This is a genomic window from Priestia sp. LL-8, from assembly GCF_036227845.1.
GTDB lineage: Bacteria > Bacillota > Bacilli > Bacillales > Bacillaceae_H > Priestia > Priestia zanthoxyli.
In genome coordinates, this window is the sequence record NZ_JAZAQH010000001.1 from 2,615,397 (window position 1) to 2,639,802 (window position 24,406).

Here is a 24,406-nt window from a genome sequence, read left to right on the forward strand (position 1 = left end):
CCGCCTGCAATTCACTAAAGTAATCCTCAAATACTTTTCCCAATATATTCACTCCTAGTTTAGTATATTTATTCCCTCATATCTTCCGTCTATCTCATATTCAACGATAAATTCTGATGGCCTTTTATTATTTCCCTCGTATTTAATTTCAACATTAACTTTTACTTCTTTAGGAGGAGTCTCTTTTAAGGCTGTAGCCCATTCTTCTTCTATCTTTTTATATTGTTTTAGATTAACATCCGATAACTGTGAAACTAGATTATCAATTTTAGGCGATCCACCAAATCTATCACCTGCCAAATGGCCTGCATGATCTTGCCCTTTAACTTTACCAGGTGTATTTTTACTGTGTGGTAATCTTTCTTCTCTGTTTGTTAATTGTAAATTTTCTGTTTCAAATTTCACAAGTCTACCTGCATTATCTGTTTCATAGAAGTAGTCATACTCTCCTGTTATATATCTTATATTAGGCTTTAATCTATTTTTTCTTCCATTTGTATACTGTTCTCCTCTTCCCACGAATGTTTTAACTTCACTTTCTCCAGCTAAACGATTACCCGTACCCTTAGTATTCTTTCGAATTTGAGGCTCACTCACACGCTCCACTTTTACAGGCTTATCAACTTTCCGAACCGTCTCTACCTTAACCGAATCACCCAGCTTCTCCACATCACGCTTGGACATAAACCTTCCATCAGCTTTGCGATAGCGATTATGAACAGGATCGTAGGTCACCTTACCAATCATCTGCAGCGTCTGTTTCTTCACATTCTGCAAGGTCTCCCTCACCGTCTGCTGGGCAAGTGCTGGACCTGCCGGCACAAGATCTGGCATGAGTCTTGGCATACTGCTGTCTAAGATGTTGTTATACGTTTTATGTAGCGACTGAGTCCAAGAGGCCGGTGCGTTTTTGACGCTTTGGTAGGCTTGCTTTGTGACGTTGGCAACAGCGCTTGTGCGAAGCGTGTTGCGCATGTTGTTGAGCTTTTCGGTTCCTTTGGTCGCAAGGCTTTGTCCCATTTTCCCCGCTACCTTCGTAGAAAGCGCTCCAGCTCCAGCAATTCCTAATGATTGCAGAAGGCTTGCTTTACGCTGCTCTTCACTGATTTTATTCCCGAACATATCGCGTCCGGTCATGTATTCTCCTAGCCCGTTTGCAGCCACAAGACCGTAGAGCCCTTTTTCGGTTTGCTCCAGGACTTTGAAGGATTTGGCGGATTTGTAGGCGTCTAAGGCGTGATCGGCTGCGCTTAGGCCTTTAGCCGTTTTGTAGATGGCTTTTCCGCCTTTTGCGGCTCGTCCTACCCAGCCAACAACCGGAATGAAGCCGGCTGCTGCCATGGCTCCCGCTGCGACGCGCTGTGAGGTGGAAAGTTTTTCACCCGTAACAGGGTCCACGCCTTCTGCTGCTCGTTTATAATCATAATATCCGCTGACCTCTCCTGTAAAGGTAGAAACCGCGTCCCACGTTTTTTCATACCACGGCTTGTTTGCTTCTTCTTCTTGCTTTTTTTCCAGCTCGTATACTTCTTCTTGCTGCTTGTTGTAATCAACATATGAAGTGGCATAGTCGTTTAGCTTTGTTTGAACTTTATACAGCTCGCTGTCGTGATAGGCTTTTTCGTCAAAGGCAAGCTGATAGACACTTCCTCCTTGACTCGTAGCAAGCTCTAAGCCGCTTACTAGCGTATCCACTACCGCATAGAAGTCGTCCATTTCGCTGTATTCTTTTGACCATTCAGCGTCAAGCTGGTTCACTGCTTCAATTGTATCGGTGCGTTTTTTCTCTGCTTCTTCTATTTTATCGTTAAACTCACTCGTTGAAAACGCTGAAATAGAGACGATATCGTCAATACCGTTTAAAATACTCTGCAGATCGTCGTGCTGCTGCGCAACCATTTCTTTAGCATTGCTGTTGGCGTTTTTTAGCTCTGTTTCTAAAAATGATTCAGTTACAATCGTGCTTCCTGATAGCTTTGCTTTTTCAGCTTTGACGTGAAGCGTTGAAAAATAGCTTTGCTGCATTTTAATTAAGTTTTCCCACTGTCCGGCCGTATCGGCGTGCTGCTTATAAAAAGATTTTATATTGTCAGCGCCTTTTCCTTCTAAGCTGCCATCTAAGTCCGCTACGCCCTGCAGCGCTTTTTTCAGTTCACCCAGCTGGCTTAGTAACTCATCGTAGGCTTTTTCCCTGTCTTTTGCTACATCAAACAGCGCTTTTGCATCGTATACCTTTCCCACAGTCATCCCCCTTTGCTGCTACGAATGGATAATAGATTCGTCTTGTTCTTTTAGTAAGTCTACATTAGATTTTGTATCTTTTACGTTTTTGTTTAGTGCTTTTATATAAGTAGAAATAAGCGTTTGAATTTCTTCTTCGCGCGCTTCCCATTTCTCTGTAGTATCAAGACTGTTTTTTCCAAGGTCAGGCATTTTGCTAATGGATAAATTTCCAATCGCTGTGCTGACTGCTTCAAGCTTTTTAATAACGTCAGCGTGATCAAGCTTAATTGTCATGAAAACAGCCCCCTTCTAATTTCACTAATCTTGTTTTCTACTGCGTCATAGGCTTCTTCACCTTTAGCTAATAAAGAATCCGCTTCTCCAATAACGGCGTTCAAGCCGCTCAAAGCTCCTTTTTCAGCTTCTAGCGCCCATATCTTTGTTTCAATTTCACGAATGTATCCATCGTAATCACCGTCTAAAATGCCTTTTATGTTGTCGTAGGCTGCCTTACGTTTTTCATCAAAATCATCCGATAACGTACCCGTCCATTTGTCTCCCAGCTCAGGCTTTTTGATGTGTTCAATTTCTTTTAATGAAACAGCTTGTTCATGCTCAATTTTACTTTTAGCCGTTCTTAGCTTAGAAATTTTCCCTTCTACATCTGAGACTCTTCCAGATACTTCACCCAGCAGTCCGTCTAATACGCTTCCTAACCCCATATCGTTCCTCCTGTTCCGCACATTTCGAGTTTAATCCAATAATTATAAGTATAAAATTTGTCTCATTATAGCTAAATAGGAAAAAACTCTCTTTTTTATGCTTCTAGTTTCATGAATTGAGATAAAAATGAAAAATAAGAGAAAAAAGACTCATGTCTAAATACGTTATCCAACCATATACCGTTATCTAAAACAAACAATAAGTAGAATAAAACCATTCCTTTGTACCCATACCCGTTTTTTCCCACAAATTAAAGCTTTTTGCGTAAAAAGACCAACTTCACTTCGTTTTTTTACACAGCAAAAAACCTCTGCACATCCTGCAGAGGTTTTGTTTTATACTTGAACCGGCGTTGGTTCTTCAGCTGTTTGCTCGTGCTGTATAAGTCCGTAGTTTTCCCATGCTCGGCTTTTCCAGCGGAAAAACATAATAACCGCGCGCGTCCATTCATCGGCTGCGATGGCAAGCCAAATGCCAGCGAGCCCCATGTCTAAATGGAAAACGAAGAAATAACCGAGCGGCAAGCTCATCATGACCATCGACATCGCACCAATTAACACCGGATATTTGGCATCTCCCGCTGCCCGCAGCGAGTTAATCAGCACAATGTTCATCGTTCTTCCCGTTTCAAGCACAATGCTCAGAAGCAGCACCGTCGCCCCAAGCTCAATGATATGCGGATTGTCTGTAAACACGCTGATCAGCTGTGTTCTGAATGTCATCACAAGAACAACCATCATCATCGTTACGGCACTGGCCCATTTGACGCTTTTCCATACGCGATGGTACGCTTCATCTTTTTCGTTTCCGCCTACTAAACGGCCGACAATAATCGCTGTACCCATTCCAATTGCAATGGCAAATAAGTAAATGAACATTGAAATATTCATCGCGTACTGTCTCGCAGCAAGTGATTCTGCTCCTAGGTAGGTTGCATAGTATAAAAAGACAATTTGACAGCCTTGATACATCACTTGTTCAAAAGCCGACGGAATACCGATTTTTAAAATTTTACCGATATATTCTTTTGAAAGCGTAATGTAGTACTGAAATTTCACTCTATATTCCATCACTTGATACAGCAGCCAAAAGAACACAATAAGGGCAACGAATCGGCTGAACGCAGATGAAATCGCTGCTCCTTGCACGCCCATTTCCGGAAAGCCGAACTTCCCGAAAATTAAAGCATAGTTTCCTGCAATATGAAAAATGTTCATTCCAAGTGAAACAAACATCGCCTGCTTCGTAAAGCCATGTACGCGAATAATCGCTGCAAGAGAGTTAATAATCGCTTGAAGAAAAATAGCTCCTCCAACGATGGATAAATAGCTTTGTGCATACATCAGCACATCACCTTGTAAATTCATCGCTTCCATCATATGTCTTGAAAACAAAAGAAAACCCGCGCTAATGACTAGCCCGACTCCTAAATTTAACGTAACGGCCAAAGCAGAAATCTTTGACGCTTCCATATACCGTTTTGATCCTAAATACTGAGACACAACAATTGCCGCTCCGTTACCAATGACCTCTAACACCAAAATCGCAATGTGAAGGTATTGATTGGCTGCTCCGACTCCTGATACGGCATCATCCGACAGCGCACTTAGCATAAAGGTATCAGCAATCCCCATTAACATAAAAAGAAACACTTCTAAAAAGATCGGCCACGTTAAGAAAAACAAATTCAGCTTTTCTTTTGGCCCTTTTTTTGTTTCGACCGCGGTCATCCCATCACCTTCTTTACCGATATCCAATTTCAAACAAGAAGTATCTTACCACACATTTCCTTTGTATACATCCCCTTTTTAGCACATTTTTTATTTTATTTGTTTAGGCATAAAAAAAGCCGCTCCCTTGGAGGAAGCAGCTTTTTTTCCGTTATTAAATTGAAATTTTCACTTCCGCATTCATACCTGGAAGAACTTTATCTGATGCGTCATCAATTGAAATTTTCACCGGTACTTTTTGCGTTACTTTTGTGTAGTTTCCTGTATTTTGAGCAGGAAGCATAGAAGACACTGAGTTTGTTGCGCGGCCGATTGCTTCAACATGGCCTTTAAAGACTTTACCTGAATCTCCATCCACTGTAATGTCGACGCTGTCTCCTTCTTCTAAGTCACCTAGGTCTGTTTCTTTAATGTTTGCATTGATATAGATTTTAGATAAATCAGCTGTTTGTGCTAACACATCGCCAGCTTTTACTAATTGATTTTGAGATACGTTGTTTTTAATAATTGTTCCGTCAATCATAGACGTTACGTCTGTTGATTTTTCGCCTTCTTTTAAGCTTCCAACAGAATCACCTTGAGAAACGCTATCTCCTTCTTTTACATTCCATTCGCTTAACTGACCGTTAGCTGAAGCGATGACTTGTGAAAGCGGTGCTTCTACCTGCGCTTCATCTGTTTTAACGTAATTTGCTTTTTCGTAGAAATAATATCCACCAAAGCCTACTAGTAATAAAATCACAATGATTCCAACAATGTTAGTAACCAATAAACGACTTTTACTCATCGGAATTCCTTCTTTCTATAGTTAGTATATTATACAGAGGTTTCTTCTGTTTGAGGTGCTGGCAGCATTTTTCTTTCTTCTTGCGGCTCAGCTTCTTCTTGCACCTCTTCTTTTTGAACAAGAATTCTATTTTCACCGCTCCACGCTTTACTTAGTGAAGCAATGAGCATAATTACGCCTAAAATACCAAGCATGAAAAATAAGTTGTGATACGCATGTAAAATCGATGCTTTTTTAGCACCTGCTACAACAGCCGTCACAGCCGATGTTTTTGCGTCTGCTTGACTCATTCCCATACCCATATAGCGTTTGATCATTTCAGACAGCTGCATCTTCACCTGAGGATCTACTGAGCTAATTTGACCTCGAAAATCTTCATAATAAATCGCATTTTGTCGAACAACAAACCACCCAATCACAGGTGCTACGATGGCTCCTAATAAATTTCGAATGGAGTGCAGTGAAATGGAACGCATCGAAGCTTGATGTAAATCTCCGGCTAGTGCCGCTCCTAATGCACCGGATACCAGTGCCATACTAACACCCATACCAAAGAGCATAATGTGAACATACAAGCTCACTAGTGATGTATCGGCTGATACGTTCACCCAGCTAAATCCTACAATGACAATAAGAAGTGATCCAATTGCTCCAAGGTAACCTGGACCAAATTTGTCATATAAGAATGTCGTTGCAAATGCTGAAATCAGTACCCCAACAAAAAAGTATAAATAAAAATAAGAAAGCGTGGTGTACGATGCATTTTGCACATTTTGCATGACGCCATTAATACCTGCAATTGCTAAGATGTATGCCATATGACCGCCAATGGCCATAATTGTACCCGCAACTGGTTTTACGGCTAGCAGCGATTTTAATGGTACTAACGGATTTTCAGCCGCTAAATCAACTAAGACAAAAATGACAACTAACCCTGCTGCAGCTAGTAAGAACGGCCACACTTGGATAGAAGCAAATCCTTCGTATCTTAGTTCATACAGTGGATACACTAATAAAATCATAATAAGACTAAGAATAAAGATACTTTTCTTATCCACTGGACGGTCTTCTTGCTGAGTTGGATCATGAGCAGGTAATACCTTATATCCGATAAACAGAGAGACAAGAGAAGCTATTATTCCTAAAACAAAAACCCAGCGCCAATTATCCATGCTAAGAGATACAGCACCTAAAAAGGCTCCAATTGCCGTTGAACCGAACAGTCCGCCGATCGCTAACACTAAAAAGAAGTTTCGGATTTTATTCGGAAACGAAATCAGCGCAGCTGGAATAATGGTTAAAAACAGCATTCCTGAGCTTAAGCCTTGAATCAGACGACCAAGGGATAAAAACGCAACGTTTTCGGAAAAAACGTTGATAATCGAACCTGCTAAAAAGACTAAAACGAACGTTAAGTATGCTTTACGCACGCCATATTTTTTCGCAAGCATCGGACCAATAGGTACTCCAAGTCCAAATGCCAAGTTAGAAATAATAGATGGCAATAGTAAGCTTTGTGTACTCGCATCAAATCGATTTTGAATTAATACTTGATTGACCGTGTAGGATAAATTCAAAAAATACTGAGGGCCAATTGAAAATAGCGTTAAAATCGCCATAATTAAGTATTTAGGTACGCTTAAACCTTGTTTGTCGGAGGCTACTGCTGGATTATTCTGACTCATATTTATTCCTCCTTTTATTAAATTCTTTTCATAAGACTAACAATTCCTTACATATTTTATTGTACAAGTTGTATCATGCAAGTTATAGCAGCACTACATATTATACATCTTTTAATGAAGAAATCAACTTCTTTGTTTCAACTTAAAAAGACTATTTTTCAATAGCCTTTTTGTTCATCTATATGTATTCGCTTTAACATCCATTACTGCGCCATCTTTTAAAATCAAGATTCAAGCGTGATAAACTTTTTTCCAGTGCCAAAACCTCTTCTTCCGACCAATTTTCTAACACTTCAGCATAGGCTTGTTTACGCTTGCTTTGTACATGCTGCAAAATATCTTTCCCTGCATCCGTCATTTCAATTAAACTAATCCGCCCATTTTCTGGACTCGGAAAGCGACGAACAAACTGTTTAGTCTCAAGCGCAGATACTTGCCGGCTAGCTGTAGATAAGCTCAGCTTTAAATTTTCAGCTAATGCATTAATCCCGAGCGGACTGCGCTGATCTAGCTCGCTTAACAGTAAATACTCAGAACGGTCCAAGCTTCCAAGCTTAGGACTGTGCGTCGTTGTTAGACGAACAAGCAGCGCAATTTCGTGCTCAATGGTTTGCAGCGAGTCTCGCTTCACCTCTGTCTCCCCCTTTATCTCATGAAACATTCTGTACTTTTTGATATGTTTACTATACCGCAACCGTTCGCGTGAACCAACCTTTTTTCCGTTTTTCTTCTATTATATAGAAAGATATCATAGATAGGGTACATTCAATTCCAACATTACAGGACAGTGGTCGCTTCCCATTACATGCGGATGAATAGTAGCTTCTTGAATAACGTTTTTCATTCTCTCCGATACGATAAAATAATCAATGCGCCACCCGATATTTCGTTCTCTCACTTTGTTCATATACGACCACCACGTATAGGCTCCTTCTTGATTCGGATACAAATAGCGAAACGTATCAAGAAATCCGCTAGCAAGAAGCGTCGTCATTTTTTCTCGCTCTTCTATTGTAAAACCAGAATTTCCTCGGTTTGGCTTCGGATTACGCAAGTCAATTTCTGCATGTGCTACGTTTAAGTCTCCGCACAAAATCACCGCTTTACGGCTATTTAATTTGTTTAAGTACACGAGCAGATCGTCTTCCCATTGAAGCCTTTCTTCAAGCCTTGCTAAGTCTCTTTTAGAATTTGGCGTATACACATTTACTACATAGCATTGTTCAAATTCAAGCGTAATGATACGTCCTTCGTCTTCCGATTCTTTATCCACACCGTATGAAACCGATAAAGGCTTCTGCTTTGTAAAAACAGCTGTTCCGGAATAGCCTTTTTTCACGGCGTAATTCCAGTACTGATAATATCCTTCTAGCTGCAAATCAATTTGGCCTTCCTGCAGCTTCGTCTCTTGAATACAAAATACATCCGCATTTACTTCTTGAAAATAATCTAAAAATCCTTTTCGCACACACGCGCGAATGCCATTTACGTTCCAGGAAATCAACTTCATAAACTGTCCACGTTCTCCTCACTTGATTTATGTATCAGTGTTTAGTGTAGACAATTTTTTGCATAAGTTCAAATAATTTAAAGGGTACCCTTCTTTTTAAGGTATTCCTGATATTTCTTCTTATTTTATTTTCTGTACCTCAAACACTAGATACAAGAGGTGAAACATAATGTCAACAAACTACACGTATGAAAATAACGAAGAAGTTTCTACTGTTTCTAAAAAAGAAGAGCACCCTACTAAAGAATGCGAAACACAGAATCAAACGGCACTTACTAAAGAAGATTTTTCTTTAAATGATTCTGCCATTAAGCACTTCAGCAGATAATGGCTCCGCAAAAATAGAGCTTGAGACATAGTTAAGTAGGCGCAACCTTCGTTTACCAAACCAATAAAAAGATCCGAACGATTCATCGTTCGGATCTTCCTTAAACTATTCCTACCCTAAGTTCTTTCTTTACGAAATAAAGCTGCGAATCGTATCTGCCACAAGTGCATGATCTTCTTCTTGCGACATGCCTGATACGGTAATGGTTCCAATTACGCCGACGTTTTTAACCGAAATTGGAAATGACCCTCCTACTGCTTCGAATTCCTGAGGATTCGCTGCGTAAAACTGCGCGTAAGAACGATCTTTTAACTCGCAGTACAGCTTCATATAGTACGAGCTGTGATGGTGACGAAGAACGGTGTTTGATTTTCGTTTAATCCATTCTTCATGATCGGGAATAGCCCCTTCCATCGCATGTTGAAAGAGAGTTTGACCATTTCGTTTAATACTGACAGTTACTGCCTTACCTTTGCTTTTCGCTTCATTAATAATGGCCGTTCCGATCTGTAAAGCCTGGTCATTTGTAAATTGATGAAAGATCAGTTCTTTTTCCTGTTGAACTACTTTTTCAAGCAGCGTCTCTACCGAATGATTACTCACTGTTTCTCGCTCCTTAGTTAAAATAAACCGCTCGTTTTTCTTTGCTGCTTTCAAATGCCGCTTCGATAACTTTAACCACGTCACGAGCTTCTTCTGCTGAAACCGGAAGCTCTTCTCCTCGAAGCAGGCTGTCGGCGATTTTTTGATAATACGTCACATAAGAACCGTGCAGCGTTTCAATTTCTGTTGTTTCGCCTTCGCCCGTTGTCAGCTTACCGTAGTGTTCAGGGCTGTCGGCTCCCCACGTATCATCCACAGGCTTCTTGCCGGCTCTTAGCATATCTTCTTGGCCGTCAATTCCGTATTTAATATAGCTTGCTTTTGTTCCGTGAACTTGAAAGCGCGGCCCGTTGCTTGGCACAATAGCGCTTGAATGTAAAATAACGCGAAGAGAACCGTATCCAAGCACTACGTGGAAGTAATCATCCGTACGTGCATGATCTCGCTGCCCAAACACATCAGCTTGAACAAAGTCAGGCATTCCAAAAAGATGTAAAGCTTGGTCAATTAAATGAGATCCTAAATCGTAAAGCGCTCCTGACCCAGGTCCTTCATTTTCTCTCCAGCGGTCTCGAACAGCTGGACGATAGCGATCAAAATGAGCTTCATACATTTTTACGTCGCCTAATTTCCCTTCTTCAATCAGCTGTTTCACTGTCAAATAATCATTATCCCATCTACGGTTATGATAGACGCTTAGTTGAACACCTTGTTCTTTTGCTAATTGAATTAATTCATTTGCTTCTTTTTCTGATACGACCATCGGCTTTTCAACAATTACGTGCTTACCTGCACGTAGTGCATCTTTCACCATTTCATAGTGCATGCCGCTAGGCGTTGTAATAATAACTAAATCAATGCTGTCATCTTCTAGAAGTTCAGATAAAGTACTCACTACTTCAACGTCTTCTAAGTCACTCGTCACCTTTTCAGGATTTGAACTCATTACCTTTGAAATATGAAATTCGTCTAACACGCTTAAAAGCGGCGTGTGAAAGACCGTTGCTGAAAATCCGTATCCTACTAATCCTACTTTTATTTTCTTCATTGCGTTTCCTCTCCTTTATCAAAATCTGTGACGATAATCCGCACTTGATTTTGTTCTATTTTTTCTTTAACATCCGCTTCTGGGTCTTTATTTGTAATTAAGATATCAATGTCGCTCATATCACATACTCGATGTAAAAATTCACGTTCAAACTTCGTATGATCCGCAAGCATAATCACTTGTCTTGCACATTGAATCATCTGTCTTTTTAAAAACGCTTCTTCTTCACTTGGAGACGTAATACCATCTGCACCAACGCCGCACGTACCTAAAAACAGCTGATCTACTTTGTATTCCTGCAACGTAGAAATCGTTCTTGGCCCGGTGACGTTACGGTTTTTCCCGTTAAACTTGCCCGGCAGCAAAAACGTATCACACGGGGTATATTGATCGAGCAAATCCACATTATCGATGGAATTCGTAATAACGGTTACATGCTTTACATCCATATACTTCGCCATCAGTGCGATGGTAGAAGACGTATCTAAAAGCACGTCATACCCCTCCGACATTAACAAAGCTGCTTCTTTAGCAATTTGTTCTTTCGCTTTGGTAGGCGTTCGCTCACTGTAATCGATGATATGACTTGACGATAGCGTCGCTCCGCCTTTGACTCTCATAACCTCACCGTGTTCTTCAAGCTTGACTAAATCGCGTCTCGCCGTATCTTTTGAAACGGTGAACATATCGCAAATTTCGTCTAATGTAATCGTGCGGTGTGTGTGAAGGTATTCAATAATCGCACTCATGCGCTGCTCTTGATACACCCGAATACCCTCCTTTTTTACTTTGATATGAGCTAATTGTAGCGCAAAGAAAAGTTAAAAACCAGCAAAAAAACTTAAAATAATTAAGTTTTTTGCATTTTTAACTTAAATTATAAAAGTACACAAACGTCTTCTGGAAATAACTATCTTATTTTGGATAATACTTCTTTTATATCTGATACCCTTTCACGCTTTTCACTAATCGCTTATGGTTTAGGCTTCTAGCAAACGTATATGCAAAAAAAGCGAGAATCGTAAAGATTCCCGCTTTTTCGTTACATCTTATGTTCAAGCGCTTTGAAGTTTTCTTGAAATTGCTCCAATCGAACAAGTCCTTCTTCACGAAGGCGTTTATTTTCCTCTTCAATTGCTTTTGTTTCCTGCATTCCTTTCATAATAATATTCCACGTTTGTTCCATCGTTTCTACTTTTACGCTGGGCGCACCCGACATTTTGGCAATTTTGACACTTTGCTGTGAAATATTTTCTGCATTTCGAATGAGCAGTTCATTTGTACGTTTGTCTAATTCGTTCATCGACTCAGCTACTAAATTTTGACGTTTTGCTGCGATTGCGTTAATAAGTCCATTTTTAAAAATAGGAATCGTTGTAATAAACGCCGAATTGATTTTTCCGATCAGCTTTGTATTTCCTCGCTGCAGCATACGGATTTGAGGAGCGGATTGATAAGATACTTGTTTTGCCATTTCTAAGTCATATAATCGCTGCTCCATTAGCTCAACTGCGTTTTTTAAAGTTTGAAGCTCCATTGCCGCCAGCTGATTTCCACTCGACGCTCTTTCTTCAAGCACCTTTAGCTCTTGTTTTAACTCTTCTACTTTCACTTCGCCCGCTACAATGTATTTTTCAAGCTCCATATAATACTGATAGTTTTGCTCGTAAAGCTGTTCAAGCGTTGTGGTCGAATGCTTCATTTCCGTTTCATATTTTGTAATCTCTACATATACTTTATCAATTTCAGAGCCCATTGTTTCATATTTTTGAAACAGCTTATCCACTATTTTTTGACCGCGTTTAAAAAGCTTAGAGAAAAACCCTTTATCTTCAACAAAATCCTTTGCATCAAATTTATCCATAATCTTTCCAAGCTGCTTTAATAATTGACTGGACTCTTCCATACTAGACGATTTAATTGTACTAAGTACTTTTCCAGAAAACGAGGAAATTTCATTAGCTGTTTCTTTCCCGTATTCAAGCAGAGACATCTGATTTTTATAATCAATTTGTTCTGCTAAGCGACGTACTTCCGGTTCTTCTCGCAGTTTTGCTTTTACTTCGTTAGGCTTTGTTTCTAAAACTTCTTCGGCTTCGTTTACATCTAAAGGCTGTAATTCATTTGTTGCCATTTAAAAACCCTTCTTTCTTTAAAAGATTCGTTTTAACCATTTTTGAATGAGCGACGGCTCTTTGAATTCTTCATTAAAGCTAATATCTTCTAGCCAGTGCATATCGAAATACTTTTCTTCGACGAACGCTTCTATATCCAGTTGACCGGTTGGATTAAAGAGAACAATATCAACGCCGAATTCATTTAATAGAAGCAGTAAAGCTGCATCTTCACGCGTAAACGCTTCTCGTTCATTTCCATGATAAATAATGAGATGGGGTACATGCTGCGTATAATCAAACTTTTGAAGCATGCGAAGCACGTTGTTTGGAAGCTTCAAAGACTGATTAAACAAGTACATTTGATGCTGATACGCATCTTCATGATCTAACCGAAGAAGCTTTGGATGTGCACAGTATCTAGAAATGGCTGCAGCTAGCCCTTGCTGAAGCCCGATAGGCAGTTCTTTATAGCGCCACCAGTTGCTTTCAATCATTTTATCAGGACTGAGCGTCCCATCACTTCCGAGAGCTCCTTGATAGTGAAAATGATTATTCCCCTCTATCTTTTTGGCAAAAGGAACAGAATCAATCGTCAGAGCTAACTCATTTTCCGTTTGCATGAGCTCATGCACTTTACTCCAGTACTCTTTTCGGTTTTTAGAGATGCCAAGCACTTTTGAAAACAGAACCGGCACGTGTACATATGGCTTTGACACTTCAAAATTAGGACGAATAAAGGCCCGTTCTCTCATTAATAAAAAGATTTCATCATACGTCGTTTTGAGAGTGACTGAAGTTGGAAAATACGAACGAAATTGCCAAGGTTTATACAGCATGGACTCCTCTGAATGAAGCACTTGCTCAATTTCTTGAGAAGCTCGAAATGCTACCGTACCTTTTCGAACCGGTTTATCCGTTGGAAAAGGTACAAGAGAGCTAGTAGAAGGAAACGTATAAACCGTTGTTAAATGCTGATTCTTATCTACTTCTTTTAAATTATCCTTTCCTTCTGGATGAAAGGTAAGGACGTCAAAACCTAGTAAAATTAAATAATAGAGAAAATACTGCTCGCTTTTATTCGCATCCCCGTACCACATGATGCGAGGCGCGTGCTCAGGAAATGCTTTATCGACCATCCAAGGTTTTACATGATTCCACTGCCACTTTATTAAATCGATTAATACGCGTTGAAAATGCCCGTCCATAAAACCGTCTGCGTGCTGTTCTTTAAAACACGTTAACGTTTCAATAAATTTTTCGCGTATTCTTCTATGTATAGCGGGATTTTCTGACTTCACGATCAGCTTTTTTCCTTCTAAAAAAGCAAACAGTCGATTGACAGAAAGGCCGCGCTCTTCTTGATTAATTTTAAGGATCGTTTGTACTTCTTTTAATCTATCATTAGAAATGGACTTATCAAGCTTATCTTGCAAGACAATAATTGATGGTGATGAATGTGCAAGTTCATAAAGAAAAGCTGCGTACTCGTCCGCATCAAGATGGGTGCCTACATATCTTCCTGCCACTTGTTTATAGGAAGTTTGCTGCTCATTTTGTATAAAGTCACCTCGCAGAGAAACATCTTTAGAAAAAAGAGAAGTTCCATCCTGCTCGTTAAGATTAATCATATGAGGATCAATTAATTTACTCACACCTTACAGCTCCTTTCTTTTCAGACATATACATGCTAAAAAGAAAGGGTACTCGTTAAAGCACCCTTTCTTTTTCATTTATCCCATGCCTTTTTTATACGGATAATCCGTAGTTGCGGCAAAGGTCGGCCAAGCCACCGGAAAATCCGCTGCCAATGGCATTAAACTTCCAGTCGCTTCCGTGCTTGTATAGCTCGCATACAACGACAGCTGTTTCAATCGAAAAATCTTCTCCTAAGTCATATCGAAGCACTTCTTCATTTGTTTCAGCGTCAATCAAACGAACAAACGCGTTGGATACTTGTCCAAAGTTTTGTCCTCGAGCATCCGCGTCGTGAATCGTGACGCTAATTCCGATTTTTTCAACATGGTCAGGAAGAAGAGAAAAATCAACAGCTATTTGCTCATCGTCTCCTTCTCCTGCACCTGTACGATTGTCACCGGTATGCTCCACAGCTCCGTTTGGACTTTTTAAATTGTTGTAAAAAACAAACTCCTCGCCATTTACAACTTGGCTTGATTTATTGGCTAAAAATGCACATGCATCTAAATCGAAATCTTGAGATCCAGCATATTTATTTGTATCCCACCCAAGACCTACTATTACTTTTGTTAAGCCTGGGTTCGTTTTGGTTAGGTCAATGCGCTGACCTTTTGATAAAGAAATTGACATAAAAACATCCTCCGTACGTTTTCTTACTTTAATGATTAGGCGTTTAAACCAAAGTCGTTGACAAGTGCCGCTAAGCCGCCTTGATAGCCGCTGCCAATAGCATTAAACTTCCATTCTCCACCGTGTCGGTACAGCTCGCCTACCACGACCGCTGTTTCAATAGAGAAGTCTTCACCTAAATCATAACGAATTAACTCTTCGTCATTTGTTGCATTTAAAATACGAACATAGGCGTTGCTTACTTGACCAAAGTTTTGACCGCGTGCTTCCGCTTCATGAATCGTAATGGTAAACGCAATGCGTTCAATAGATTGAGGCACATTCTTCAAATCTACTTGAACCTGCTCATCGTCTCCTTCACCTACGCCTGTACGGTTATCTCCGGTATGTTCAACCGCTCCGTTTGCACCCGTCGTATTGTTGTAAAAAATAAAATCAGATTCTGAAGCGCATTTTCCTGCTCCGTTTAATAAAAAGACAGATGAATCTAAATCAAAATCGTTTCCACCGTCATACTTATTTACATCCCATCCAAGACCTACTACTACGTTTGTTAATCCTGGATTTGTTTTTGTTAAATCTACTTTTTGTCCTTTTGAAAGATTAATAGCCATTTCGTTTCCCTCTTTTCAAGTTGTTTATTTTGTATATTTATTTGCAATTTCACCTAATCCAGTATCTCTCGTTGCATCTCCAGTTGCTGAAAACTTCCACTCTTTTCCGTCTCGATAAATTTCACCTGCAAATAAAGCTGTTGCTCCTGAATGGTCTTCAGATAGATTAAAGTGTACAAGCTCTTCGTTTTTAGCGCTGTCCACAACACGAATAAAAGCATTTTTAATCATACCGAAATCTTGGTTTCGCTCAACACACTGATAGATGTTGACTACAAACACAAGTTTATGTACGTTTCCAGGAACATTTTTCAAATTAACAAAAATTTGTTCATCGTCCCCTTCACCTGCTCCGGTAAGATTATCGCCTGAATGCTTGACGCTCCCACAGTTACTATGACGATTTCCAAAATACACAACGGCTGAGTTACTTACAAGCTTATCGTTTGAATTGAGCATAAGCACAGACGCATCACAGTCGATATTTGGTCCGTTTCCTCCGAAACCAAAAAAGCTGCGTTTTTTTACAGGATCCCATCCTAATCCAACTGTAATAGAAGATAGGCCTTCTCTTCCTTTTGTTAAATCAATTTTTTGACCTTTTTGTAGATTAATAGCCACGTTTATTTACTCCTTTACTGTAACGAACACATTCTTTTTCAGACTCTATATAGCTCTATATCATAGCGCAAATAAATGAAAAAATAGTGAAATCTTTTATACCACTTTTAACGTTTACGTAAATCTTCTTTCCATGGAAAGAATACCACAATCTGGTGATTGTTTCAAAAATTAAGCGGGCTGTTGTGACATAAATTAGTTGATTTAAAGTTTAAAAGGTAAGTCAGCCTACTAAAAAAAGACTGTCTCTAAACCGGAAATCCGGGTTATGAGACAGTCTTTTTTGGCTTATTGAGCTATTTTCAAAGCAGGCTCTTGCTGTTCAGCTGTTTTAGCAGCTGCCACGTTTTGAATACGTCCTTCTGCTTTGTATTCAAACGGGCTATTAAGTGTTTTAATATAGTTTACCGTTGCTTGTAAATCTTCTGGTCCCACTTCCATATCTGAAGAAAGTGCGCCAATACCGTATTTTTCATTTCCATACATATAGTTATTGACTACTACTGTATATTCTTTTTCTTTGTCAATTTTACTTCCATCTGGAAGCGTGATATCAACTACTTTATTCGTGCTTCCATCCCACGTATAGTTAAAGCCTGCAATATGGAAATCTAGTCCAGATGATGTAATTTGATTGTTTAACACCGTTTCTAAATCCGCTCCGCTTAGCTTTACTTTATTTAAGACGTTGCCAAACGGCTGAATCGCAAATAAATCACCATATGTCACGTCACCAGCATCAAGCTGTGAACGAACGCCTCCGCCATTCATTAACGCAAAGTCAGCTTTCATTTCTGCTTTCATACCGTCAGCAATTAAGTTTCCAAGCGCGATATCGCCCGTTGCTCCGCTAGATGGATAACCTTTTGCTAGAGCAGTAGATGAATTTCCAACAACTTCTGCTTTAATAGGTGCTGCTAAGTCTTCATACTTTCTCATAATGCTTGAAACTTCAGGATCTGGCGTATAGTCTTTTTGATAAACGGTCACAATTTTTGCATCTTTTTTCACGATGTCACCCGTATTATCGATTTCAACGTCTACGTCAGAAAACGCTGAACCGTATGAATAAGCTTGAACGATTAGTTTGTTATCTACTACTTTGTTGTTGTATACGTGATTGTGAGCTGAAAAGATCACGTCAACTTCATCATCAATTTTTTTAGCGATATCGGCTGCATCAAATTCGGTAGACGTTCCATTTTGATTAGATGGATTATGAGCAAGTACAACAATTGCTTTAATACCCTTCTTTTTTAACTCTGCCGTATATTTATCAATTGCTTCTGCTTCGTCCGTAATTTTTAAGTTTTCATTTCCTTTACGAACAATCATGCTTGGCGTTTCTTGTGTTACAACGCCTATGAATCCAATTTTCTTGCCGCCTACTTCTTTTATCGCGTAAGGTTCTGTAATTAATTTATCAGTTGAAGTATCATAAGCATTTGCCGCTACTACTGGGAAATTCATGCCGTCGTATCCTTTTGTGCCTTTTGGATGGTCTCCGCCTTCAATCATACGATGAAGCTCAGCAATGCCTTCGTCAAATTCATGATTTCCAAGCGTGCCTACATCAAATCCAAGTGATTCCATTACTTCAACCGTTGGCTCATCTTGAAACAGCGCTGAAACTAACGGGCTTCCGCCAATCATGTCTCCTGCATGAACTAAAAGCGTATTCGGATTTTCAGCTTCTTGTTTACGAATAGCCGCTGCTGTATACTTCATATTTCCAGCTAACAACGATTGGCCATTTGACGTAATTTTTGTATCTGTATCGAGCTGACCGTGCAGGTCGTTCATGCCTAAAAGCTGTACCTTTGTATTATCTTTTGATTCGCCGTTTAAATTAATTTTGTAAATGCCGAATCCTTTGTCGTCCGCTTTATTTGTATACGTAATGTTACTTCCTTCAGTTAAATAGCTTTCTCCGCGCGGTGAGCTTGTGAACGTCACGTTAGCCGTTCCGTTAATTGGTGCAATAGACCAGTTATCGTCAGCTGTAGGCGTAATTTCTTTTTGCTCGGTGATGTAGTCCATTAGAATTTGACGGTTTTCATCCGCTGAATCCACCACAAGCTCGCTTCCTTTTAGACCAGGGAAGTTTCCGCCTCCACCAGCTCGGTAGTTATTTGTCACAACGATAAACTCTTGATTCGGGTCAACTGGTTTACCGTTATACGTTAAGTTAACAACTCGGCTTGAATCTGCGTGAATCACGTTTCCATTCACATCGTATTTTGCTGGTTTTGTGACGTCAATTTGATATTGAACGCCGTCAATGACGTCGAAGTTATAAACAGGGAAGCTTGGGTTTAATAATTCCTGCTCTTCTGTTTTATTCGGTGTAATTTGATTAAACTTACCGGCAGACATATCAATCCAGTCTTTTACAACAGAACCTTTTACTTTGACCGCTTTCAACGTGTTGTCATATAGATACAAATCGCCTGCGCTTCGAATCGTTAAGTCACCTTTTTTAATTTCCGTATATTCATCTACGCCGTTTCTTCCTGCTTTAAAAGGTGCTCCGACTGATAAAATCGGAAGGTCTTTATATTCCGGCTTGTTTTGAGAAACGTATTTTTCTACGTAATCTTTTTGTGCATTTGTTACCACTTGAATAGATGGATCATCTTTTACAAGAGAAAAATAGCTGTGAATATCATCCGTCGTTTTACCAATTGGTGTGTTCACATATTTAACCGTTGCATCGTGATCTTTTTGAACTGCTTTAACAACACCTTTATCCGGTTCTACCGTACTTTGCGTAATCGTTTTCCCTGACGCATCTTTTACGTCTTTATACGTTTCACGCGTAGACGATTGAGAGCTTACTACTTTCCATTTTCCTTTTTCTTCTTTTAACGTTAAGTCAATTAAGCCAAGTGATCCTCCTCCGTAACCTGCTTGGACAGCCGGAACGCCGTTGATTGTTCCTTTCGCATTATCGACGCCAGGAAGAGGCTTTTTATCTGCTCCGAGGAACAAACCGTCTAGCGCAGCTTCCGTTTTAGCAGGGAAGACTTTATGCGTGTGTGAAAACGTAATAGCATCAATGCCTTTTACTTCACTTAATGAGTAAATCACATCTTCCGTGTTTTGCTTGTTGCTACTAAACCCAGAGTGAGCCATCGCGACAACTACGTCCGCACCTTTTTTCTTCATTTCTGGAATGTACTTGTTGGCTGTTTCTACAATACCTTTTGTAATGACTTTTCCGTCAAGGTTTGCTTTGTCCCAATCGTTAATTTGAGGCGGCACAAAGCCAATGAAACCGACTTTAATCGTTCGTTTTTTACCGTTTTCATCAACGACTTTTTTATTCATAATTTTATAAGGCGTAAATTTATTTTTGTCATTTTTCGGGTTGCTGTCATGATCGTCAACATAGACATTGGCATTTATGTAAGGGAAGTTCGCATCGTTGTACGCTTCTTTTAGAAAGTCTAATCCGTAGTTGAACTCATGATTTCCAAGCGTTGCAATATCATAATCTAGCTGATTCATCGCTTTAAATACAGGATGAACTTCGCCTTTTTTCAGCGGATTAATCTTGGCTTTATACGTTCCTAGAGGCGTTCCTTGAATGAGGTCTCCGTTATCTACTAATAAGCTATTTTTTACTTCTTTTCGAGCATTTTTGATTAAAGTAGCCGTTTTAGCTAAACCCACTTTTTCATAAGGAGCATCTTTAAAATAATCATAGTTTAATAGATTGGTATGAACATCAGTTGTTTCCATCAGGCGTATATTCACAAGCGCATCTTTTTTATTGTGGCCTTGATGCTTGCTTTGCTGTGAGCTTTGTCCAGGGTGACGTTCTTCTGCTCCTGCCTGTGTAGTTAGAAGCGGCATTGATAATAAAGAAAGTGCCAGTGATGTAGTTAGTATTTTCTTCGTTTTGCTGCGTTTGTTCTTTTTCATCTACCATTCACCTTTCAAGTAAGTTATCATCGCTATAAATCTAGCAACTGTTCAAAAATAGTATAGCAGAAAAGATTTATAAAGGATGTAAATTTTTTGATTTTTTAGTAAACCGTTTGTATGCGTTTTATTAACTTTTTGTAAACCGAAAAAATTTTTTTAGTTTCTCTCTTTAAAATAAAGGACTATAGTTTTTATTAATTGGATGAACCCTCCTTTTTAAATGAGTCTTATTACCTAATATATCGACGTTCCCACGTTCTCTTTTCATTCAAAAAAAATTTATTTCAAGCGGTGTGTATATATGTACTATACATAGGATATGAAAAGCAGACATTAAGTTTGTCACAGTTTCTAACAAAATTTCGTAGATATAAAAAAGAAAGAGAAGGTTTTGTCTTCTAATAAATAGATATATTTATATAATTTTACATTTATAATAGGAAAACGAGGTTGAGTCATAAGACATAGCTACATCAATCCAATCTAAATCATCTATACACATGAAACCTACGTTCACCCTACAAATAAAAAAATCCGAACGAAGTTGATTCTCCATCAAGAATCGTGATTCATCGTTCGGATTTTCTTCAGCTAACACACTTTTGTCCCAGGTTCGTTTTTTTACTGACCTAATTCTTTAATTTGTTTCATAATACTTGATACATCTTGAATTGATTGAAACAATTCACTGTTTTTTAGTGCTTCTGGATTAAAGCTGCCATCCTTTATATTGGCTTCATACGCTTCAATTCCACTAATGATTTTTTCGTTTTGCTGAACAAGCTGATCGTGCACATCAGAAGCGATGTCAGGCGCTTTGGTTTGATTAAATTCTTCAGCTTTCCCTTTCATTTCCTGCAGCTTTTGCTCGAGCTTTTTTATTGCCTCATCGTCATTAACAGCTTTTTCCGCTAGAGGCGGTATTTCTTCAGCAAACTTTTGGGCTTCACTCACGTAATCTTTTGCATCGTTTGCGTAGTTCAGCGTACTGCTTGTATCTTCAAGAAAAGAACAGCCGCCGACTATCAAAAGAGCAGCAGTTGATATGACTAGCATCCATTTTTTCACTTAGCACTCAACCTTTCTTATTTCTTTTCTGCTATCTTCTTTTCGATTTTCGTTTCTTTAACTCTTTCATAATAATGGGTACAGCTTTTTTTATTCCTTTTTTTACAGCGGGGCTTTTTAACAGTCTCGATAGTTTTGACATTTTTAAGCTCCTCTCTTCTTTTGAAATAACAAAAAACACCTTTACCACATGTGGTAAAGGTGTTTGTATCCAGACCTTTACCAATGGCAACATTGGCAAAGGTCTCGCTAACAATTTGCATTGTCAATAAAGCCGGAGATAATAATCTCGAAATGACGACTTTACTGCAAGAGCTACTCCCCTTTGAGCAAAACAGCATTTTTTGTTAACACAATCATAACGTATGTTCCTGATTATCGTCAACTTATATGGAATTAGTACACATCTTTTTTGGTAAATACCAGAAACGACACGAGCAGCCCGGCAAGTCCCCAAATGGTTAAAACACCTAAGGAAAATCCTAGTGTCATTCCTTCAGTCGGAGGAGCTGTGCCTTGCAGGTAAGAAGTTAAATTTAAATTGACCATAAACAAGTACTTAGCTGAATTCCACGAAGAAACCATACTGCTTAAAATCGTACCTGCAATCAAACAAGCAAGCATCACACCCATACCAGCAGCCGTACTTTTAATTAACACGGACAGCATAAAAGCAAGCGTTCCAACCACCAGGGATACAAACCAAGCAAGGCCAAATTCCATTAAAATATATCTCCACTGCGAAATTAAATGAACGTCCGCTGTATTCAAATCATTGCCCTGCACGCTAAATCCCGTAAGAATAGGCGCTGTCCAGCCTTTAAATCCAAATACAACGCCAGAAATGAGATACGACAAAACGCCAAACATTAAAATTAAAAACGAGACGGACATGACGAGCGTGATGTATTTACTAAGCAGGATTTTCCACCGTTTCACAGGCCTCGTCAACAGTACCTTGATAGATCCCAAGCTGTATTCTGAAGACACTAAATCCGCTGCAATAATCATAATCATTAGCGGCAGCAAAAGCTGAATGGCGTTTTCAATGAACCCTCGCACAAACGTTGGGGCTCCTGGTTCCGAAGGATTAATATCGTTATCTAAGTAATACTGCTGCTGCGCCACGCGAATTTCAAGCTGTTTGCGCCAATCATCTGAAATTTGGCTTCCGCTCAGCCGGTTTTGCGTATCGATAATTTCTTGCTGCAGCGTACTGCGCCAATCGGTCGTTCCTAGCTTTTCTTGAAGGCGCTGCGTTTCGCGAAGCTGAGCATAGGTAAACATTGAAATCAAAACGCCCATAATAAGGGTAACGATTAACAGGCGCTTTTTTCGAACGAGCTTGATCATTTCATTTTGAACCAAACTAATCAATCGATTCGCCTCCTGTCATTTCGATAAATAAATCTTCAAGAGTTGGAAGCTTTCGATTCATTTCTTTTACCGTTACTCCTGCTTGAATGAGCTGTTTGTTCCACTCTCCCACTTCCGCTTCTTCATAAAATGTCGTAACATATTCTCCCTGCACTTGCACAAAGTCCGTCACTTGTTTTAAGACGTCTATTCCCGCAGGCTGCGGATCTAGCTTCCACAGTAAACGCTCTTGCTGAGTTAACAGGGTCTTCACCGATTCTGTGTGAATAACTTCGCCTTTTGCAATAATCGCTACTCGGTCACACATCAGCTGAATCTCACTCAGCAAATGACTCGATACTAAGACGCTTAGGCCTTCACTTTCAGCTAAAAAGCGAATGAATTTACGCATATCCCGAATTCCAGAGGGATCGAGTCCGTTCGTTGGCTCATCTAAAATGAGCACTTTGGGTTTTCCGAGAAGCGCTTGCGCAATTCCTAAACGCTGCCTCATGCCTAACGAATACGTGCGAACTAAGTCGTGGATACGCTCTTGTAAGCCAACTAATGCCACAACTTCATGAATGCGTTCTTCCGTCATAGAAGGAATCATACGTGAAAAGTGCTGCAGATTTTCCCAGCCGCTTAAGTATGGATACAGCTCAGGATTTTCAACAATACAGCCGATATGCTCCATCGCTTTTGTAAACTGCTTCGATACGCTGTATCCACAGATAGAAATCGAACCAGCCGTCGGGCGAATCAAGCCTACAAGCATTCGGATCGTTGTTGTTTTACCAGCTCCATTTGGCCCTAAAAAACCAAATACTTCGCCTCTTTTTAGTTCAAAATCAATATTTTTGATGATTTCACGTTTTCCTATTACTTTTCTCAGTCCTTTTACTGAGAGTGTTACTTCACTCATATCATTCCCTCCCTTACCACGTAATAAGCGATGCTACACGCTCGGCGATTAGCTTATAGCCTTTTGCATTCGGATGAAACTTATCAGTATATAAGTAGTCATCTACCTTTAGCTGAAACAAATCAAAGGTCGGAACAAAAACAGTTTGCTTATAATTAGCGCTTAATTCACTGCTTTTATAATTCCATTCTCGTACAATAGCCGTTGTCGTTTTTGCATCTTGCAGGTTACTAAACGGATTATATAAACCAATTAAAAAAATCGTCGCGTCTTTATTTGCCGAACGGATGCTTTTTAAGATGCTGTCTACGTTTTTTAAATAGTCATTTTCTAGCTTTTGAATATTGTTTTTATTTAAGTTCTGCAGCGTTTGTCCGCCTTGAAATAAGTCATTTCCTCCAATCGTAATCAACACGGTATCTGCAGACTTAATCTGCCGCTGAATTTGCTGCTGCTTTACTTGACTTGCCAGCTGCGAAGACGTTTGACCTTTTATTCCAAAGTTACTTAAGAGGATTTTTTTCTTCGTTTTTTCTTCAAGATTATCTTTTAAATACCCAACATATCCTTTCCCCGCTGCGTCTCCTGTTCCTCTTGTCAGTGAATCTCCTAAAGCAACAATCGTATAATTTTTGGTACTTTTGTTACTGCTGCTTGTTTCTTGCTTCGGCTTTGGCATTTCTTTTACAGTAGCTTTTGAGGCGCTAACGTAATCATAAATAGACATTCCAAGCCCTGCTGCAAACAGCAGACACGAAATAATCGAAATAAAAGATACAATCCATACCCACTTTCCTTTCGCTTTCACTGGCT

The 24,406-nt window shown here is 39.5% G+C and carries 22 protein-coding genes; 1 reads left to right on the plus strand and 21 read right to left on the minus strand.

The annotated features are described in order from the left end of the window. Positions 1-54: 54 nt before the first annotated feature. The 8 genes from U9R83_RS13340 to U9R83_RS13375 form a co-directional block, all read right to left on the minus strand. The gene (locus tag U9R83_RS13340; protein WP_328575271.1) at positions 55-2,241 is read right to left on the minus strand and encodes a T7SS effector LXG polymorphic toxin; all 2,187 of its coding nucleotides are present in this window, start codon (positions 2,239-2,241) and stop codon (positions 55-57) included. An 18-nt stretch (positions 2,242-2,259) separates the two neighbouring features. Next, positions 2,260-2,517, minus strand: a complete 258-nt coding sequence (locus tag U9R83_RS13345) for a YwqI/YxiC family protein (protein ID WP_013083474.1) — start codon at positions 2,515-2,517, stop codon at positions 2,260-2,262. Continuing rightward, entirely contained in the window at positions 2,514-2,945 is a 432-nt protein-coding gene (locus U9R83_RS13350) for a YwqH-like family protein (protein WP_140450973.1), read from the minus strand. The genes U9R83_RS13345 and U9R83_RS13350 overlap by 4 nt, the downstream gene beginning before the upstream one ends. 336 nt (positions 2,946-3,281) lie before the next feature. Next, positions 3,282-4,676, minus strand: a complete 1,395-nt coding sequence (locus tag U9R83_RS13355) for an MATE family efflux transporter (RefSeq protein ID WP_014459767.1) — start codon at positions 4,674-4,676, stop codon at positions 3,282-3,284. 154 nt (positions 4,677-4,830) lie between these two features. Continuing rightward, on the minus strand, positions 4,831-5,463 hold the full coding sequence (locus U9R83_RS13360) for an HlyD family secretion protein (protein ID WP_014459766.1): 633 nt from the start codon (positions 5,461-5,463) through the stop codon (positions 4,831-4,833). A 29-nt stretch (positions 5,464-5,492) separates the two neighbouring features. Continuing rightward, positions 5,493-7,148 (minus strand): MFS transporter, encoded by a 1,656-nt coding sequence (locus tag U9R83_RS13365; protein WP_209366655.1) that lies wholly within the window; start codon positions 7,146-7,148, stop codon positions 5,493-5,495. 193 nt (positions 7,149-7,341) lie between these two features. Further along, positions 7,342-7,779, minus strand: a complete 438-nt coding sequence (locus tag U9R83_RS13370; RefSeq protein WP_014459764.1) for a MarR family winged helix-turn-helix transcriptional regulator — start codon at positions 7,777-7,779, stop codon at positions 7,342-7,344. 117 nt (positions 7,780-7,896) lie between these two features. Beyond that, a complete protein-coding gene (locus tag U9R83_RS13375) occupies positions 7,897-8,658 on the minus strand; it encodes an exodeoxyribonuclease III (protein WP_209366657.1) in 762 nt (253 codons plus the stop codon). A gap of 169 nt (positions 8,659-8,827) precedes the next feature. Here U9R83_RS13375 and U9R83_RS13380 point away from each other — a divergent pair, with 169 nt between their 5' ends. Continuing rightward, a complete protein-coding gene (locus U9R83_RS13380) occupies positions 8,828-8,986 on the plus strand; it encodes a hypothetical protein (protein WP_014459762.1) in 159 nt (52 codons plus the stop codon). A 129-nt stretch (positions 8,987-9,115) separates the two neighbouring features. Here the strand turns inward: U9R83_RS13380 and U9R83_RS13385 are convergent, their stop codons facing one another. The 13 genes from U9R83_RS13385 to U9R83_RS13445 form a co-directional block, all read right to left on the minus strand. Then, the gene (locus U9R83_RS13385; protein ID WP_099331080.1) at positions 9,116-9,589 is read right to left on the minus strand and encodes a heme-degrading domain-containing protein; all 474 of its coding nucleotides are present in this window, start codon (positions 9,587-9,589) and stop codon (positions 9,116-9,118) included. A 13-nt stretch (positions 9,590-9,602) separates the two neighbouring features. Further along, positions 9,603-10,637, minus strand: coding sequence for an oxidoreductase (locus U9R83_RS13390; protein ID WP_209366659.1), 1,035 nt, complete (start codon positions 10,635-10,637; stop codon positions 9,603-9,605). Beyond that, positions 10,634-11,404, minus strand: coding sequence for a DeoR/GlpR family DNA-binding transcription regulator (locus U9R83_RS13395; protein ID WP_209366661.1), 771 nt, complete (start codon positions 11,402-11,404; stop codon positions 10,634-10,636). The genes U9R83_RS13390 and U9R83_RS13395 overlap by 4 nt, the downstream gene beginning before the upstream one ends. A gap of 275 nt (positions 11,405-11,679) precedes the next feature. Next, complete coding sequence (locus U9R83_RS13400; protein ID WP_209366663.1) at positions 11,680-12,771, minus strand: toxic anion resistance protein; 1,092 nt, start codon at positions 12,769-12,771, stop codon at positions 11,680-11,682. An 18-nt stretch (positions 12,772-12,789) separates the two neighbouring features. Further along, a complete protein-coding gene (locus tag U9R83_RS13405; RefSeq protein ID WP_209366665.1) occupies positions 12,790-14,406 on the minus strand; it encodes a YceG family protein in 1,617 nt (538 codons plus the stop codon). Between the two features lie 94 nt (positions 14,407-14,500). Then, positions 14,501-15,079, minus strand: a complete 579-nt coding sequence (locus U9R83_RS13410; protein WP_328575272.1) for a TerD family protein — start codon at positions 15,077-15,079, stop codon at positions 14,501-14,503. A 35-nt stretch (positions 15,080-15,114) separates the two neighbouring features. Continuing rightward, positions 15,115-15,693 (minus strand): TerD family protein, encoded by a 579-nt coding sequence (locus tag U9R83_RS13415; protein WP_013057396.1) that lies wholly within the window; start codon positions 15,691-15,693, stop codon positions 15,115-15,117. Positions 15,694-15,717: 24 nt separating this feature from the next. Next, on the minus strand, positions 15,718-16,314 hold the full coding sequence (locus U9R83_RS13420) for a TerD family protein (RefSeq protein ID WP_140450980.1): 597 nt from the start codon (positions 16,312-16,314) through the stop codon (positions 15,718-15,720). A 288-nt stretch (positions 16,315-16,602) separates the two neighbouring features. After that, a complete protein-coding gene (locus tag U9R83_RS13425) occupies positions 16,603-20,241 on the minus strand; it encodes a multifunctional 2',3'-cyclic-nucleotide 2'-phosphodiesterase/3'-nucleotidase/5'-nucleotidase (RefSeq protein WP_209366669.1) in 3,639 nt (1,212 codons plus the stop codon). 624 nt (positions 20,242-20,865) lie between these two features. Beyond that, positions 20,866-21,312, minus strand: a complete 447-nt coding sequence (locus U9R83_RS13430) for a DUF6376 family protein (protein ID WP_140450982.1) — start codon at positions 21,310-21,312, stop codon at positions 20,866-20,868. A 396-nt stretch (positions 21,313-21,708) separates the two neighbouring features. Next, the gene (locus U9R83_RS13435; RefSeq protein ID WP_014459751.1) at positions 21,709-22,689 is read right to left on the minus strand and encodes an ABC transporter permease; all 981 of its coding nucleotides are present in this window, start codon (positions 22,687-22,689) and stop codon (positions 21,709-21,711) included. Continuing rightward, positions 22,682-23,593 (minus strand): ABC transporter ATP-binding protein, encoded by a 912-nt coding sequence (locus U9R83_RS13440; RefSeq protein ID WP_014459750.1) that lies wholly within the window; start codon positions 23,591-23,593, stop codon positions 22,682-22,684. Before U9R83_RS13440 ends, U9R83_RS13435 begins: the two co-directional genes overlap by 8 nt. Before the next feature lie 13 nt (positions 23,594-23,606). Further along, the gene (locus U9R83_RS13445; protein ID WP_033579231.1) at positions 23,607-24,401 is read right to left on the minus strand and encodes a GDSL-type esterase/lipase family protein; all 795 of its coding nucleotides are present in this window, start codon (positions 24,399-24,401) and stop codon (positions 23,607-23,609) included. Between the last annotated feature and the right edge of the window lie 5 nt (positions 24,402-24,406).

Excerpts from the sequence above, each read along its gene's own strand:
- U9R83_RS13345 (WP_013083474.1), bottom strand. The coding sequence starts at position 2,517 with ATGACAATTAAGCTTGATCACGCTGACGTTATTAAAAAGCTTGAAGCA.
- U9R83_RS13360 (WP_014459766.1), bottom strand. The coding sequence starts at position 5,463 with ATGAGTAAAAGTCGTTTATTGGTTACTAACATTGTTGGAATCATTGTG.
- U9R83_RS13375 (WP_209366657.1), bottom strand. The coding sequence starts at position 8,658 with ATGAAGTTGATTTCCTGGAACGTAAATGGCATTCGCGCGTGTGTGCGA.
- U9R83_RS13425 (WP_209366669.1), bottom strand. The coding sequence starts at position 20,241 with ATGAAAAAGAACAAACGCAGCAAAACGAAGAAAATACTAACTACATCA.
- U9R83_RS13415 (WP_013057396.1), bottom strand. The coding sequence starts at position 15,693 with ATGGCTATTAATCTTTCAAAAGGACAAAAAGTAGATTTAACAAAAACA.
- U9R83_RS13390 (WP_209366659.1), bottom strand. The coding sequence starts at position 10,637 with ATGAAGAAAATAAAAGTAGGATTAGTAGGATACGGATTTTCAGCAACG.
- U9R83_RS13365 (WP_209366655.1), bottom strand. The coding sequence starts at position 7,148 with ATGAGTCAGAATAATCCAGCAGTAGCCTCCGACAAACAAGGTTTAAGC.
- U9R83_RS13350 (WP_140450973.1), bottom strand. The coding sequence starts at position 2,945 with ATGGGGTTAGGAAGCGTATTAGACGGACTGCTGGGTGAAGTATCTGGA.
- U9R83_RS13380 (WP_014459762.1), top strand. The coding sequence starts at position 8,828 with ATGTCAACAAACTACACGTATGAAAATAACGAAGAAGTTTCTACTGTT.
- U9R83_RS13400 (WP_209366663.1), bottom strand. The coding sequence starts at position 12,771 with ATGGCAACAAATGAATTACAGCCTTTAGATGTAAACGAAGCCGAAGAA.
- U9R83_RS13410 (WP_328575272.1), bottom strand. The coding sequence starts at position 15,079 with ATGTCAATTTCTTTATCAAAAGGTCAGCGCATTGACCTAACCAAAACG.
- U9R83_RS13440 (WP_014459750.1), bottom strand. The coding sequence starts at position 23,593 with ATGAGTGAAGTAACACTCTCAGTAAAAGGACTGAGAAAAGTAATAGGA.
- U9R83_RS13355 (WP_014459767.1), bottom strand. The coding sequence starts at position 4,676 with ATGACCGCGGTCGAAACAAAAAAAGGGCCAAAAGAAAAGCTGAATTTG.